The sequence below is a fragment of the Rhizocola hellebori genome, from assembly GCF_016862955.1.
GTDB lineage: Bacteria > Actinomycetota > Actinomycetes > Mycobacteriales > Micromonosporaceae > Rhizocola > Rhizocola hellebori.
Genome location: NZ_BONY01000073.1, coordinates 1 through 14,339 on the forward strand (window position 1 = coordinate 1; position 14,339 = coordinate 14,339).

Consider the following 14,339-nt stretch of genomic DNA (forward strand, 5'->3'; position numbering starts at 1 on the left):
CCCGCCGCAGGGCGGCGGATACGGCGGCCCGCCGCAATCCGGCGGCGGCTACGGCCAGCCCGGTTATGGTCAGCCCGGTTACGACCAAGGCGGATATGGCGGCCCGCCGCAGTCCGGTGGCGGCTACGGCCAGCCTGGTTACGGCGGCGGACAGTACGACGAGACGACCCACTACGCGGGGCCGACGTCGGGCTCGGGTGGCTACGGTCAGCAGGCGGCCTATGGCCAGTCCAGCTATGGGCAGGGCGGCGGCTACGACCAGAACGGCTACGCGCCACCCCAGGGCGGCTACGCCCAGGCAGACGGCTACGGCGATGCCTACGGCGGCCAGCAGGGCTACGGTCAAGATCCATATGGCGGCCAGCCGCAGCAACCGGGCTATGACGACCGGCGCAATCGTGGCGATCGAAGGCTGGACTGGCTGGACGACTGACCAGACAATGGTCGAGTGACCACCATAGAGGGCATGAGGGGGATTTCCCACATGCCCTCTTACGTTGTCATGCAGCCGACGACACTGTGCAATCTGGACTGTCGCTACTGCTACCTCCCATTTCGGGCTGAAGATCGGCGGATGCCGGTCGAGGTGGCGCAGGCCGTGGCCGCCGATGTGAACCGCTGGGCCGCGCTGGGCCGCTTCTCCGTGGTGTGGCATGGGGGCGAGCCGATGGCGGCCGGCCGCGAGCATCTGGGCGCGCTTATGGCGCCCTTCTCGGCCGACGTGGAGCACCATGTTCAGACCAACGCCACGCTCATCGACGACCGATGGTGCGACTTCTTCGCCGAGCGTCAGATCCGCGTGAGCGTGAGCGTCGACGGGCCACCGGAGCGCAACGGCGACCGGGTCGACCGGGCCGGGCGGGCTGGGTACCCGAAAATAATGAAGGGGATCTCAGCGCTGAAACGGCACGGGTTGCCTTTCGCCGCGCTGTGCGTGGTGACAGATCCCAAGGCGGGACAGGCCGCCGGCCTCTACCACTTCTTCGTCGACCTGGGCTGCGACGTGCTCGGCATCAACATCGAGGAGAAGGAGGGGGTCAACGACCGGGAAAACAGCTATCGCTCGGCCGATGTGCGCGCCTTCTGGCAGGAGCTGACCGAGGTGTGGCGGAAAGCGCCGCAGATTCACCTTCGCGAGATCGAGTGGACCCTGCGCTACGTGCAGGCGGTCCTCGACGGGCAGGAGGGCGAGCTGCTGCCGCGACAGCTCGATCCGATCCCGACGGTGGGACATGACGGATCGGTGCTGCTGCTCTCGCCCGAGCTGGCCGGCTTCACCGCCCCCGGCTACGGCGACTTCAGCAGCGGCAATGTCCTGCACGCGCCGCTGTCGCGGCTCCTGACCGACCCGCTGGGCACGCCCTGGGTGGCCGAGTTCGTGCAAGGCGTGGAGGCGTGCCGATCCCGCTGTCCCTACTTCGGGTTCTGTGGGGGTGGGCACGCCGCCAACCGCTTCTTTGAGCACGGCCGGTTCGACGGGACAGAGACGGAGCACTGCCGCAACAGCAAAATAAGCCTATTGGAGGGAGTGCTCGACCATGCCCGAAGAGCTTGACCGTGTGACCGTGCGCATTCGCAGCGCACGCGTAGAACTCACCGCTCTCCTTGACGAAGCCCGCACAGCGCGAGCAGGACGAGCCGAAGCGCCAAGCGCAGACAACACAGCCGTCTGCGCCTGGAACCACTTCGAGAACATCCCGACGTTCTTCAACTGGAACAACCGGCCCCGGTAAGAGGTCGGCTGTCGTTGCCCAGCGCCGAATTACTTGCGCTGCGCCCAGGAAGCGTCGTCGTCGTCATCATCGGAGGAGTAGCTCGCGTACTTGTCGTACACCTCGTCGATCTCCTCATCGGGAGTCACCGAGTTGCCACTGCCTCCAAGCTCTCGCTGCAAGGCATCAAGGTCGGTGTTCGGGGAGTGGTACTTCAACTCCCGGGCAACCTTCGTCTGCTTGGCCTTAGCTCGGCCGCGCCCCATGGCCGACCCCCTCGCACATGAATGACGGGGCTGCCCGAAGGCGGGCCCCGATTGACTCAGACATCTCTCGTGGGTCATACGGTACATGCCCCAGGGCCGGTTCGGCATCCCGGGTTACCGGGTGTGGCGAGCGACTGTCGGATTTGCGGCAGTAAGGGTTGGATGCCAGACGCGGTCGTGACCGATTCCGCACCCAACCTCGCACCGTTCACAACCGGATCGTGCGGAGCCTTCCCACCTCGGACATGCGCTGCTCGGCTAGCCTGTCTGCCGCCGTGGCAGGGGAAATGCCCTCGGCATCGGCAAGCTCAAGAATACGCTTCGTGGTGTCGTAGATCTTGGTCGCGCGCAACTTGGCCCGATCGAAGTTGAAGCCCTCGATTTCGTCGGCCACCTGGATGACCCCGCCGGAGTTCACGCAGTAGTCGGGGGCGTAGAGGATCCCCCGGTCCATCAGCAGTTTCTCCACCCCGGGATGGGCCAGCTGGTTGTTCGCCGCGCCGGCGATGACCTGAGCCTTGAGCGCGGGAACGGTTTCGTCGTTGAGCGCGAAACCCAGCGCACACGGCGCGTAAATGTCGATGTCGCTTGTTATTAGGGCAGCATTGTCCGGTACCAAGGAAACCTGGGGGTAGGTCTTGGCGGCCCACTGCAGCGCCTTGGGACTTACGTCACTGGCGACCACCTCGGCACCGTCTTCGATCAGGTGGCCGGTGAGATATTTCCCAACCTTGCCCAGACCCGAGATGCCGACTCGGCGTCCGCTCAGCGACGGCGTGCCCCAGCGGTGCTCGGCGGCGGCGCGCATGCCCTGGAAGACGCCCCAGGCGGTCAGAATCGACGAGTCGCCGGCGCCGCCATGCTCGACGCTGCGGCCGGTCACAAAACGCGTCTCGCGGGCTACGAAGTCCATGTCCCAGGTGTAGGTGCCCACATCGCAGGCGGTGTAGTAACGGCCGTTGAGGGACTGCACGAAGCGACCGTAGGCGCGCAGCAGCTGCTCGCTCTTGATCTGCTCCGGGTCACCCCAGATGACCGCCTTGCCGCCGCCCAGGTCCAGCCCGGCCAGCGCGTTCTTGTAGGCCATCCCGCGGGACAGCTCCAGAACATCGTGCAGAGCCTCCTCTTCGGAGGCGTAGGGGTAGAAACGCGTGCCGCCCAGTGCGGGCCCCAGTGCGGTCGAGTAGATCCCGATGATCGCTTTTAGGCCGCTGGCCCTGTCTTGGCAGAAGACGATTTGCTCGTGGCTGCCTTCACTGAATACGCCCACTTTGTGGCTCCAACTTCGTTGTCGGCCCTTGTGGGGCCATTCTCCCAGTCCTGGACGCGAGACGCACCGCGGTGGCGGGCGGCTCCCGTATAGAGGGTAATCGGGACTTCGTGCTCATTAACCACGCCGCCTTGGACGTGGTGCCGGTGTTACGGTCGGCCTAATCGTGCGAGGATCGCGAAGTGCCGACACAGTTCGCCGCTTATCTTCGCGTGTACGAGCCGCTGACCGCGTTTGCGCCGGAGCGGCAGCGATTCTGGCGAAAGTACGTGGCGGAGGGGCGTGCCATCGGTTCCTACGACGGGCCGGGGCGGCAGCGCACAGTGGTGCTGGAAGCGCTCGGCCCCGCCTGGTCGAAGCTGCCCGATCTGCCCGATGAGGCCTACGTGCTGGGTGTCGAGGAGGCGGTCCTCGTGTGTCCCTGGAACCTGCGTAAACGGGTCGCGGAGGCGGCGCTGCAGGCCCGCGACGGGGTTCCCCAGGTGCTCGCGGACGCGTTCGTCCCGCCGACCCTGGTCGGCCTGGCGCAAACGGTGGTGGACGAGACCCGGGGCGAGGAACGCGTACACGAACAGGTGGCCACGTGGGGGGTGCCCCTTCGCTGGTTCGTGCTCTTCGCGGCCGCCGATCGCCAGCTCGAGCTCGACGCACGGCGTGTGCTGATGTTCCGTACCGAGATCGGCAAGGCTCGCCAACGCGCCCACAAGGGGCTTCGCGTCCTGAGGCGCGCGCTCGGGGATGTGCCAATCACCGAATCGCTTCGGGAAACAGCCCGATGGCTGGAGCTTTTTCATCCCGGTTCGGTGGTTGAGTTGGACTACGGCGGTCTCACGGCGTTGTTGTCGGATGAAGCACTCAAGGACGATGACTCAGTGGAGTTGGTCGCCGAAGGGCTACTGGGACTGTCGCAAGACGATGGAGCCGGCGCAACCGCTGCTTATGAGCGTTTGGTTCAGCGTTGGCGCGAAATTCAGCTGCTGGAACGTAGTAACTAGCTAACTACGTTGGGTAACCTGAAGTCGGCAAAAGGCATGGTGTAAAGCCAAAAAAGCGACATGTCGTTCTTTCGTCATCCGTCCATCCACGGACCTCCACCCGTTCGGCCCATGTCGGACATCGGGGACTAGCCGGACTATGGGTAACGCGTCGGCCGGCGGGACCCCGGCCTTCGTTTGTAAGGTACTTGTGGAGGAGTGACCATGGCGTCGCGTACGCACGAACCAGAGCCGCTGCTCACCCCGGCAGAGGTCGCGTCGATGTTCCGCGTCGACCCGAAGACTGTCACTCGGTGGGCAAAGGCGGGAAAACTCAGCGCCATTCGGACGCTGGGCGGCCACCGTCGCTACCGGGAGTCGGAGGTGCGTGCTCTGCTTCAGGGTCAGATCCCGCACCAACGCCAGGGCGACTAATAGCAGCAAGCATCAAAGAGGAGGCCTCCCCCCAGAGGCCTCCTCTTTGTATGCAGATATTTATATGATGTAATTTTGGCGAATTCCCTTATGGCTCAACGAGGGCGCCGTCGCGCAGGACCAGGACTCGGTCGGCGAGGTCGATCAGGGCGGCGTCGTGGGTGGCGACCAGGGCGGTCATGCCTCGGGCGTGCACGATGGCGCGCAACAGATCCATGATGGAGCGGCCGGTCTCGGAGTCGAGTTGGCCGGTGGGCTCGTCGGCGATCAGCAGCTTCGGGTCGTTGGCCAAGGCGCGGGCCACCGCGACCCGCTGCTGCTGCCCGCCGGAAAGCTCGTAGGGGCGCTGCTTGGCGTGGGCCCCTAGGCCGACCAGCTCCAACAGGACAGCGACCTGCTGCTCGCGTTCGGCCGCGCCGACTTTGGCCAAGCGAAGTGGGACGCCGACGTTCTCGGCGGCCGACAGGATCGGGACCAGGCCGAAGGACTGGAACACGAAACCGATCGAGCGCCGGCGCAAAGTCACCAGCTCCGACTCGCCCGCGTGACTGACATCGACTCCATCGACGAAAACCTTGCCCGAGGTGGGTTTGTCCAGACCGCCGACGATGTTGAGCAGGGTGGTCTTGCCCGCGCCCGAGCGGCCCCGTACGGCGACAAGCTCACCCTGGCTGGCCATGAAGGAGACGTCCCGCACGGCGTGAACCACGTTCGTGCCCTTGCCGAAGTCGCGCGAGACGTGCTCCACGCGGATGAGCTCACCCACGGCGTACCTCCACATGATCTGGTTCCAGGTTGAGCTTGACGCGGTCCTTGAGCTCCAGCGCCTCCACAAACGGGGCGGGCAGCTGCATCCGGCCGGAGCGGTCGAGCACCGCGTACTCCTCGGCCACCAGCTCGGTGCCGCCGTCGAGGGTCTGCCGTGCGGTGCGCCGCACCTCGGTGGCCAGGCGTCCATCGCGCATGGCGACCGTCCGGCGCACCTGTCCGGAGACGTTGTGGTCGTGGGTCACCACGACCACGGTCACGCCGAGCTCCGCGTTGATGGTGCGCAGCGCCCCGAAGACCTCGGTCGCCGTGGACTCGTCCAGCTCGCCGGTGGGCTCGTCGGCGAAGAGCACCTCGGGGTCGTTGGCGACGGCGAGCGCGACAGCGCACCGCTGCTGCTCGCCACCGGACATCTGGTCGGGCCGGCGGCCGGCGCAGTAGCCGACCCCGACCATGTCGAGCAGCTCGCGCGCGCGACGTCTGGCGGCGCGGCCGGAACGGGTCCCGGCCAGGCGCATCGGGATGGCGACATTTTCCTGAGCGGTCAGATAGGGCAACAGGTTGCGGCCGGTCTGCTGCCACACGAAGCCCACCATGTGGCGGCGGTACTTGAGCCGCCTGCGGGCCGACATGGTCAGCAGGTCGTAGTCGCCGACGCGGGCGATGCCGGCGGTCGGGACGTCGAGCCCGGAGAGAATATTGAGCAACGTCGACTTGCCGGAGCCGGAGGCGCCGACGATGGCGAGCAGCTCACCGCGGTCCACCACCAGGTCCAGGCCTTGCAGGGCCACCACTTCGACGCCTTCGGTTTTGTAGATGCGAACCAGGCCATCGCAGACCAGATGCCCGCGCAACCTATCCGCACCACCGGCCCGATCGGCGGCGCGCTGTGCCGCCCGAGCCTGCAACGTGGCGAGGTCCGGTGGGTTCAATTCCACTGTGGACATTCCCCGCACTCCTATTCCGCGGATCCGAGCCGCAGCACCTCACCGAGGCGCAGTCGACGATTGAAGATGGTCTCAACCAGTAGCGCCGTCCCCAGTCCCGCGATGATCAGGCCGAGTGAACCGCCGATCACCGCCGGGTCCAGCTGCAGGCCGGCGTCGTAGCCATCGGTGAAGCTGGTGAGGTTCAGGGCCGGGGCGATCAAGCGGGGCAACGCCAGCCCGACCACACCCCCGGTGAGCACGGCGACGGTGACCACCGGGCCCAGCTCGAGGATGAGCAGCCGCCGGCCCTGTCTTCGGGTCAGGCCCATAGTGCGCAGCCGGGAGAGGATCTTGCCGCGGGTACGGGCCCCGGCCAGGACGGCGAAGCCGACCGCGAGCAGAGCCATGAGCACGCCGCCGATGGCGCCGATGCTGAAAGCGAAGGTGAGCACGCTGTTGACCCCGGTGCTTTCCAGCTGCGCGCGCCGATCCGCCCAGGCGACCACCTTGGTGGTGGGCTTGTAGCCGGGCCGTGGATCCGCGATGGAGGAGATCCAGCGCAGCTGACCGGCGTCACCGGCGGCCTGGAGCTGGGCGGAGTCGGCGTCACCGGCGACAAGGAACCCGGTCGGATGGATGGCGCCACCGACCCCGCTCACCAGCGGCAGCGCCTGCCACGGCAGGACCACGAACTGGTTCGCCGTGCGGGCGATGACCGGGTAGGTGTCCACCACCCCGGCCACCTGGAAGCTGAAGGTGCGGCCCTGCAGGTCGAGTGCGGCGCTTTGCTTGCCCCCCAAGCGTTCCGCCAGCCCGGACGAGATCAGCGCGGGAGGGGTCTCGGAGCGCTGCGCGTTGACGATGGTGTCGCTCAGGTCGGCCACCCGGCCGGAAGCGCGGGCCACCTCGGCGAAGCGCGGGCCATCGACGAGCAGGAGGAAGACCTGGCCCACGTCCTTGGCGTCCAGGTCCGCGGAGGTGCGCACATGCGTCGTGGGAAGGCCCGCGAAGCGGGCGACCGCGGTGACCCCGGGCACGCGGCTCAGCTCGTCGGCGGTGTCGTCGGCGAAGAAGTAGCCCTGCACCACCGTGTCCGCGGGCAGGTCGTGGTCGGCGGCCCGGTCGCGCCCGGCGTCGACGGTGCCCGCGATGGCGAGGCTGAAAACGGTGGTACAGACAGCCACCACGAGTACGGCGATCGGCCCGACCGTGGCCGGTGCGGATCGCCCGGCCCGCGCGAAGCCGAGGAAGCCGACCGCGCCGCGCGCCCGCGAAGCGAGGCGGCTGACCCAGCCCAGCGGTGCCGGAACCACGCGCAGGGTAAGGATTGCGGCACCGGTGGCCAGCAGCACAGGAACAGTGATCAGGTAGAAGTCGATGCCCGCGGACAACCCTCGCCGCCGCAACAGCACGACACCAAGCGCCGCCACCGCCAGCAGGCTCAGCTCGGCGGTGCGCCGCTTGAGCCCGATCCGGGCACTGGCGAGGTCGTCGCGCTCCTCGCTGAAGGACATGGTGCGCAGGGTGCCCATCGCCATCACCGGCAGGGCGAGCAGCGCGACAAACGCGAACCCGGCCAGGATCAGCTCGGTCGCGGCGGGCCGGCCCGGTGCCATCCGGCCCAGGTAGTAGCCGGCGACTATCGCGAACGGCACCACACACAGGGTTTCGGCGATGGTCTGACCGCCGATCGCGCGTAGGGAAGCCCCGCGCGCCCGCAACAGCACGAATTCGGGCCGGCGGCGGATGGCGCCCAGCCGGGAGGCGAGCAGCACCAGACCACCAAGCGTGGCAAGGGTTCCCGCCTGCACCACGGCGAACAGCGCCTGCGCCGATCGGGCCCCGTCGGCGAACCGGGCCAGCGCCGTGTCCAGGCCGGTGACCGCCGATGTTCCGCCCACTCCGAGCTTGCGGGACTCCAGGACGGCCTTGATGACGTCCGGCGCGGTCACCATGTCCAAAGTGGACAGGCCGAGATGGTATCGCCACGCGTAGTCGACCCGGATGTTGTGCTGCGCCACGAGATCCATGCCCGCCACGTCGGTCAGCATCACGTTGAGGTAGGACTCGTTGTCGTCCTGGGGTATGTAGCTGTTGAGCAGATATGGCTCGGTGTCCCAGATCGCGTCCTGTGGATCCTGCGCCGCGAAAATGCCGACGACCCGCATCTTCAGCGGGGGCAGCGGGCGTTCGGAACTGGTGATGGCGTAATCGGTACCCACCTTGAAATTAAGGATTTGGGCACTCAGCTCGGAGACGACCACTTCGATGCGGGGCAGGCCGGGCCCGTTCTGTGGCCATCGGCCGTCGACGAGCCGGGTCCGCTGCTGGTACTCGTTGCCGGTGCGCACCCCGAACCGGGCCCGCCCGGTCAGGCCGTGGTCCAGGGCGAGGGTGGTCTGCGCGGGCGCGGTCACCGTGTAAAGAGAGCTGTCTATCCGGCTGGTGAGGGCGGGCCCGAGCCTATCCCGTTGCTGGCGCAGCCGATCGGCGGCGTGATGGGGCAGGAAGCCGCCGGCCAGGTTGTCTGCCGAATAGGTGAGATCCTTCACTTGGTACGGAAGGCTTTCGATCCGCTGACGCAATGCCTGATCGGTTAGGTCGTTGGCCACCCGCGGAGCGCCGGTCAGCAGCACCCCGGCCACGACCGTCAGCGCGGCGAGCAATGCCAGCTGTCCGGCCGAAGCCCTCAGCCGGGCCAGCAGAGAACGTGTCATCGGTCCATGCCTATCCGGAGCTGGGCCGCGGCAAGGCGTTGCCGCATCGTCAGGGCCACCACGGCCGCCATGGCCATGGCGAGAAAGAGCAACAGCAATGCGGTGCCGACCACCGGCGTCCACTGCAAATGCAGGATCGGCTCCGGGATCGGCCGGGCGGCGGTGGGAGTGAGGATCACCAGCGGCGCCATGGTGGCGGCGACGCCTATCCCGACCGCGAGACCCACCAGCACCCCGAGACCGGCGAGGAATCCCTGCTCGATCACGAGCGCGCGGGCGAGCAGCCGCGGCGATGCGCCCAGCGTGTGCAACACGGCGAACTCGCCGGTGCGCCTGCGGGCGGTGGCCCGGACGTCGACCGCGATGCCCACCAACGCCAGCGCTATCGCGCCCAGCGCGGCGATGAACAGCGCCAGCCGGGCCCCGATTCCGTAGGGATCGTTGCCCGCCCGGTTCGCCAGCTCATAGCGGTCGTGCACCTCGACGTTGGGCAATACGTTGACCGCTGCGGCAACCGCATCGTGCTGAGCGGGATCGATCGCGATCCACCATTCCTGAACGCTCTGCACCTGGCTGTGACGGTGCAGGTAGACGTTGCTCAACGAGGGCAGATCGAGCAGCAGCGCGGCTTCGCCATCGGTGCCCGGAAGCGTTGGGGCGCTTCCCACGAACAGCACCGGGACGTCGGCTGCGCCCAGTCCCAGGCGGGCGGTGTCGCCCACCGACTTGTGCAACGCCTCGAGCGCCTTGGCGCTGGCGATCACCGGAACCGGTGCGGTGGCGTCGATCGGACGTCCCACCGCGAACTGGAAGCGCGGCGCGTCGCCGCGGAAGAACGCCCCGCGGTCCGGGGATTGGCGGTAGAGCGCCACCAGCCCGCCGCCGACGGCCTGGGGGTCGCGTTGCTCGTCGTCGCCACCGGTGACCGTGCGCCACTCGGTGTTCAGCGCGACCGGCTGCTCCCCGGCCGGCGACACCGCGGTGAGCTTGAGCAACTCCCAGGTGATCTGCTCGGTGGGGAAAGCGGCCCCGTCCACCACGAATCCGGCAAGCGACAGGTTAGCCGGCAGCATGTCCAGCTTCACCTGGAAGTCGGACGGGTTCCCAAACGGCTGGACGTCGGAAAGCCGTTGCCTGTACTGCCCGCCGCCCGAGTCCATGAAGATGGCGTTTGTGCTCACTGAACTCATCCGCGGGTTCGCTTCATTGGCACGATGCAAGGTGACGCGGATGGTGCCGCGCAGTTCGGTCACGCCCTGCGGCAGGGCGATGCTCGGTGCGCTGACCCGCTTGGCCGCCATGTCGTTGAGCAGCCGGCCGGAGTCACCGAGGTCTGGACGCAGCTTCACCAGGTCGACCGCCTGCTGCGCGTCAAAAGCCATGACCGTGGTCCGGGTCGACCGCTCGCCCAGCGCCAGCGAGGTCCGCCAGGCCGGGAGAACCGTTTGTATCCCGGCAATCTCGGCGATCGCCTTGGCTCTGCTGTTGGGCGCGAAGCCGGAGGTCTCGGTGAGGCGGATGTCAGCGCCGGCGGCGTGGTCGGCCTGATCCACCAGCGAGCGTTCGGCCGTCCCGGCCAGCGCCCAAGCCAGGGTGCTCACGGCCACCGAGAGCGCGAGCAGCAGGACCGGCCCCGCGTGTGGCCGCCTGCCCGCCTGCCACATCCCGAGCATGGTGGCGAACCACGAACGGCGATCGATGACCTTTTCGGCGAGCCGGGTCAGCGGCGGCAGCAGGCGAAGCGCCAGAACGGATCCCGCGAGCACACCGATCGGCGCGGCCGCCGCGAGCAGCGGATCTATCCCGAGCTGGCCGCCGACCCCGGCCAGCGGCGACGAGTACTGGCGCAGCTGGAACCAGGCGAGCACCGCGAAAGCGATGAGGGCCAGGTCGACACCGGCGCGCTGAACCGCGGTGGCCCGGCTGGGCCGGGAGCGGGCGGCGAGGTCTTCCACGTAGGTCGCTCCCCCGCGCAGCGCGGGGGCGAGCATGGCCAGCACGCACCCGACTCCCGCCGCGGCCGCCACCGCCCATGTCACCGCGTCCAGCGAGCCCTGGGGGTGCAGGTTGGCGTCGGCCAGTACGGAAAGCCGGTCGCTGCGGCTGAGTAACTGGGAGACCAGAAGCGGGGCAAGGACCGCGGCGGGGACGGCGATGAGCATCGCCTCGCGCGCGGCGAGCCCGGCGAGCTGACCACGAGCCGCACCGCGGGCCCGCAGCAGGGCCGTCTCCGGGCGCCTCTGTTCGGTCAGCAGACCGGCCAGCAGCAGCAGCGCGTATCCGCCGAGCACCACGATGAGCAGCAGCGGTGTCAGCAGGGCTGAGCGGCCCACCAGATCGGCACGCTTGAGCCTGTCTGTCAGCTGGTCCAGGGAGGTCACCGCCTGCCCGCTGGAGCCCATCTGCAGCGCCTGCGAGAGCTTGGCGGGCATGGTCTTGGCGGCGGCGCCGACCGAGAGCAGCTTGGCCAGATCGCCGCCGGCCAGCTGCGGCTCGATGACCCAGCCGGCGCTCCCGTTGCTCGCCCACCCGGCGCTGAAGAAATCGGCTTGGTCGAAGACGAAGGGGCCGTAGGTCGCCCCGCCCGGGATCAGTCCCCGGCTCACCTCGGGGGTCAGCAGCCAGTACGGGTCATCGAGGCTCTGCGGGACGAAGACGCCGCTGACCACGACCTGGGCGACCTTTTCGGTTCGGCGGTCGAGGATCGGTACCACGCTGCCGCTGGCCAACCCGAGGATCTTCGAGACCGGCTCGGCGATCACGACCTGGGTGGGGCTGGCTCCCGGCGTCGCCCAAGCGCCCGAAACCAGGCGCGCCTTCTCCGGCAAGCCTTCGAGGAACATGGCGCTGGCGAAGACGAGGCCATTCGAGTCGCCGATCGCGGCACCGGTCGGCCCCACGAGCTGGCGGCCGCTGGCGTAGCCGGCGCTGGACACCTCGACCCGCGCCCCGCCCATTCCGTCGGTGAACTGCCGGCGCAGCGCCGAGTCGGCATTCTTGAAGCCGTTGACGTCGGCGGCCGGCCCCTGCATGAGCACGGCTCGTTCCTGGGGCGGGGCCGCCGCGACCGCTGACTGCCCCCCGGCCACGATCACCGAGCGGTTGTAATCGGTGAGTCCGGCCAGCAACACGGTGGCAATCAAAGCGGCGGCCGCGGCCGCCGCTAGAAGACTCCGTGCGCTATTGGCGCGCCGCCAAACGAGCATGTCCGGAAGAGCGTTTTGCCCACCCGTCTGGTTGGCATCATTTGATCACGATTTGGTGACGACGCCTGCTGGGCAACCGTAGGGCCTTGTCGATATGCCAGTAATGGCCGACTATGTCCCGCTACCGTTTCAAGCATGGTGGTCCATCGATGGTGGCGGAACCTGGCCGGCGCGTTGTCGGTGCTGGGCGCCCTGTTGATCGTCGTGTTTGGACTGCCCGCGCTCGATCGGGCGGTCCCGGTCAACCCTGACGCGGCGGCCGCGCAACGGCGCGAGGTCGCGGGCGGCGTCACCGTGGTGCCGCCCTCCGGCGCGCTCATCGCGAAGACGTCGAGATCCGGACCGCGTGAGGGGTCGATCCTGTTCCTGATCGGCCCGGCGCGCTTTGTCATGGCGGTGGCGCCCTTCAAGGGCGATCTGCCCACCGCTTACAGCGGGTTGAAGACCAAGATTCAAAGCATGCGGGGGTACCAGGTGACCGCCGACGAGGCGCGGATCGTCACCAAGAGCGGCCTGCACGGGCTGACCGCAAGCTTCACCGCTCCGGGGCGCACCGGCCGCTTCGCCGTGTTTCTCGCCCCCGGCCTGGCCATCGAGGTGACCGTGACCGGTTCGGAAGCCGATCTCGCGCAGGCGCTGCTGCGGATCGATGAAAGCATCGCGACCATCGCCTACGGGAATTAGCCGTGACCACCTCAGCTCCGGCCGGGGGCCGGCCATGGCGCTTTTCCGTGCGGCCCACACCACGGGCCACCCGGGCGCTCAGCTCTCTTCAGCTGCCCGCCTTCTGGATCCTTGCCGGGATCCTCTTCTTCAGCGGCATGCGCCTGCTTGACTTGCTCAGCTCGCCGTTTGCCCGCTTTCCCGCGGCCACCACCACGGCGATCATCCTGTTCGCGCTCTACGCCGTGCCGTTCTGGTTGTTCATCGCCTCGATGGACTTCCTGGAACGCGAGCCGCCCCTGCTGATGGCCACCGCCTTCGCCTGGGGCGCGCTGGTGGCCACCACGACCGCGATGCCCGGCAACCGGGCCATGCTGGCGCTGTTGGCCAAGACGGTGTCACCGGACTATGCCGTGGCCTGGGGGCCGGCCGTGGTCAGCCCGATCATCGAGGAGCTGCTCAAGGCGCTCGGCCTGGTGATGATCGTCCTGGTGGCCCGCAAACAGATCAACAGCGTGCTCGACGGCATGGTCTACGGCGCCCTGATCGGCCTCGGCTTCCAGGTGGTGGAGAACGTCTTCTACGCGCTCAACGCGGTGGAGATGGCCAACTCCGGCGACAAGGTCGGCCCGGTGGTCGCCACCTTCTTCCTGCGCGGCTTCCTGGCCGGGCTCTGGAGCCACACCCTGTTCAGCGCCGTCGCCGGGGCCGGCATCGCCTGGTTCATCGTGCGGACGGAAAAGTCCTTGCTGATCCGATCACTCGGGCTCGCGGTCGGGCTCTTCCTCGCCTGGGCGGTCCACTTCATCTGGAACTCGCCCCTGCTCGCGGACGGGCTGGGCCGGGGCGGCTGGGGTGTGCTGACCGGTCTGCTGCTCAAGGGGATCCCGGCGCTGGCCATGGTGATGGCCCTGCTCTGGGTGGCCCGCCACCGCGAGGCGAATTACTACATTTCCTATCTGGTACAGCTGCGAGATCCGAAGGTCGCCACCGAGCGCGAGCTGCACACACTCGGCCACGGCCACCTGCGCGCCGACGCGCGCCGGTACGCCAAGGACAGGGCGGGCAAACCCGGCAAGAAGGCTGTCCGCGGCCTGCAGATGGCCCAGGCCCACCTGGCCGTCGAGCTAAGCCGGGCCCCGTTTGGGCTGACCGCAGGTGACGCCGTGCTCCTACACGCCCGAGACGATGTGCTGATCCGGCGCTCACGGATGCTCAAACTCGGCCTCACCGAGGCCATCGCCTCACCGCTACGCCCAGCCGTGCCACGAGTGGTAGTGCTGGGAATCGGCGCCGCCCTTTTCCTATGCGGCCTCATCTGGTTCGGCATCTCATCGATGAACGCAGCTTGAACAAGTTACAGCCGCCCCGCCTGGGGGCGGAGCGGCTGTGGTGGGAC

Annotated in this window: 12 protein-coding genes and 1 pseudogene; 7 read left to right on the forward strand and 6 right to left on the reverse strand. The window is 68.1% G+C overall.

Features of this window, described 5'->3' with window-relative positions; all coding sequences use genetic code 11:
* The 3 genes and pseudogenes from Rhe02_RS38255 to amcA form a co-directional block, all read left to right on the forward strand.
* Window positions 1-433 (forward strand): annotated as a pseudogene (locus Rhe02_RS38255) (carboxypeptidase regulatory-like domain-containing protein); the annotation flags it as partial.
* A 33-nt stretch (window positions 434-466) separates the two neighbouring features.
* A complete protein-coding gene (amcB, locus tag Rhe02_RS38260; protein ID WP_203913377.1) occupies window positions 467-1,555 on the forward strand; it encodes a cyclophane-forming radical SAM peptide maturase AmcB in 1,089 nt (362 codons plus the stop codon).
* A complete protein-coding gene (gene amcA / locus Rhe02_RS38265; protein ID WP_203913378.1) occupies window positions 1,539-1,733 on the forward strand; it encodes a multiple cyclophane-containing RiPP AmcA in 195 nt (64 codons plus the stop codon). Before amcB ends, amcA begins: the two co-directional genes overlap by 17 nt.
* Window positions 1,734-1,762: 29 nt before the next feature.
* Here amcA and Rhe02_RS38270 read toward each other — a convergent pair whose 3' ends face one another.
* Window positions 1,763-1,978, reverse strand: a complete 216-nt coding sequence (locus tag Rhe02_RS38270; RefSeq protein WP_203913379.1) for a DUF3073 domain-containing protein — start codon at window positions 1,976-1,978, stop codon at window positions 1,763-1,765.
* Window positions 1,979-2,186: 208 nt separating this feature from the next.
* Entirely contained in the window at window positions 2,187-3,248 is a 1,062-nt protein-coding gene (locus Rhe02_RS38275) for a Glu/Leu/Phe/Val family dehydrogenase (RefSeq protein WP_203913380.1), read from the reverse strand.
* A 182-nt stretch (window positions 3,249-3,430) separates the two neighbouring features.
* Between Rhe02_RS38275 and Rhe02_RS38280 the strand changes: the two genes are divergently transcribed.
* On the forward strand, window positions 3,431-4,243 hold the full coding sequence (locus Rhe02_RS38280) for a DUF8083 family protein (RefSeq protein WP_203913381.1): 813 nt from the start codon (window positions 3,431-3,433) through the stop codon (window positions 4,241-4,243).
* A gap of 204 nt (window positions 4,244-4,447) precedes the next feature.
* Complete coding sequence (locus Rhe02_RS38285) at window positions 4,448-4,657, forward strand: BldC family transcriptional regulator (RefSeq protein WP_020522548.1); 210 nt, start codon at window positions 4,448-4,450, stop codon at window positions 4,655-4,657.
* Between the two features lie 88 nt (window positions 4,658-4,745).
* On the opposite strand, the gene Rhe02_RS38290 is transcribed toward Rhe02_RS38285, so the two are convergent.
* Genes Rhe02_RS38290 through Rhe02_RS38305 form a run of 4 tightly spaced genes read right to left on the reverse strand, consistent with a single transcriptional unit; the run spans window position 4,746 to window position 12,202 of the window.
* On the reverse strand, window positions 4,746-5,438 hold the full coding sequence (locus Rhe02_RS38290; protein ID WP_203913382.1) for an ABC transporter ATP-binding protein: 693 nt from the start codon (window positions 5,436-5,438) through the stop codon (window positions 4,746-4,748).
* Entirely contained in the window at window positions 5,416-6,372 is a 957-nt protein-coding gene (locus Rhe02_RS38295) for an ABC transporter ATP-binding protein (RefSeq protein WP_203913383.1), read from the reverse strand. Before Rhe02_RS38295 ends, Rhe02_RS38290 begins: the two co-directional genes overlap by 23 nt.
* Before the next feature lie 11 nt (window positions 6,373-6,383).
* Window positions 6,384-9,071 carry an FtsX-like permease family protein gene (locus Rhe02_RS38300; RefSeq protein WP_203913384.1) on the reverse strand — a complete coding sequence of 896 codons (2,688 nt, stop codon included), beginning with the start codon at window positions 9,069-9,071 and terminating at the stop codon, window positions 6,384-6,386.
* A complete protein-coding gene (locus tag Rhe02_RS38305; protein WP_239124326.1) occupies window positions 9,068-12,202 on the reverse strand; it encodes an FtsX-like permease family protein in 3,135 nt (1,044 codons plus the stop codon). Before Rhe02_RS38305 ends, Rhe02_RS38300 begins: the two co-directional genes overlap by 4 nt.
* A 210-nt stretch (window positions 12,203-12,412) precedes the next feature.
* Between Rhe02_RS38305 and Rhe02_RS38310 the strand changes: the two genes are divergently transcribed.
* On the forward strand, window positions 12,413-12,961 hold the full coding sequence (locus Rhe02_RS38310) for a hypothetical protein (protein ID WP_203913386.1): 549 nt from the start codon (window positions 12,413-12,415) through the stop codon (window positions 12,959-12,961).
* Window positions 12,962-12,963: 2 nt separating this feature from the next.
* Window positions 12,964-14,292 (forward strand): PrsW family intramembrane metalloprotease, encoded by a 1,329-nt coding sequence (locus Rhe02_RS38315; RefSeq protein ID WP_203913387.1) that lies wholly within the window; start codon window positions 12,964-12,966, stop codon window positions 14,290-14,292.
* Window positions 14,293-14,339 lie beyond the last annotated feature (47 nt).

Bases quoted from the DNA above. Each gene is read 5' to 3' on its own strand.
- amcB (WP_203913377.1), top strand. From the start codon at position 467: ATGAGGGGGATTTCCCACATGCCCTCTTACGTTGTCATGCAGCCGACG.
- amcA (WP_203913378.1), top strand. From the start codon at position 1,539: ATGCCCGAAGAGCTTGACCGTGTGACCGTGCGCATTCGCAGCGCACGC.
- Rhe02_RS38270 (WP_203913379.1), bottom strand. From the start codon at position 1,978: ATGGGGCGCGGCCGAGCTAAGGCCAAGCAGACGAAGGTTGCCCGGGAG.
- Rhe02_RS38285 (WP_020522548.1), top strand. From the start codon at position 4,448: ATGGCGTCGCGTACGCACGAACCAGAGCCGCTGCTCACCCCGGCAGAG.
- Rhe02_RS38290 (WP_203913382.1), bottom strand. From the start codon at position 5,438: ATGTGGAGGTACGCCGTGGGTGAGCTCATCCGCGTGGAGCACGTCTCG.
- Rhe02_RS38295 (WP_203913383.1), bottom strand. From the start codon at position 6,372: ATGTCCACAGTGGAATTGAACCCACCGGACCTCGCCACGTTGCAGGCT.
- Rhe02_RS38300 (WP_203913384.1), bottom strand. From the start codon at position 9,071: ATGACACGTTCTCTGCTGGCCCGGCTGAGGGCTTCGGCCGGACAGCTG.
- Rhe02_RS38310 (WP_203913386.1), top strand. From the start codon at position 12,413: ATGGTGGTCCATCGATGGTGGCGGAACCTGGCCGGCGCGTTGTCGGTG.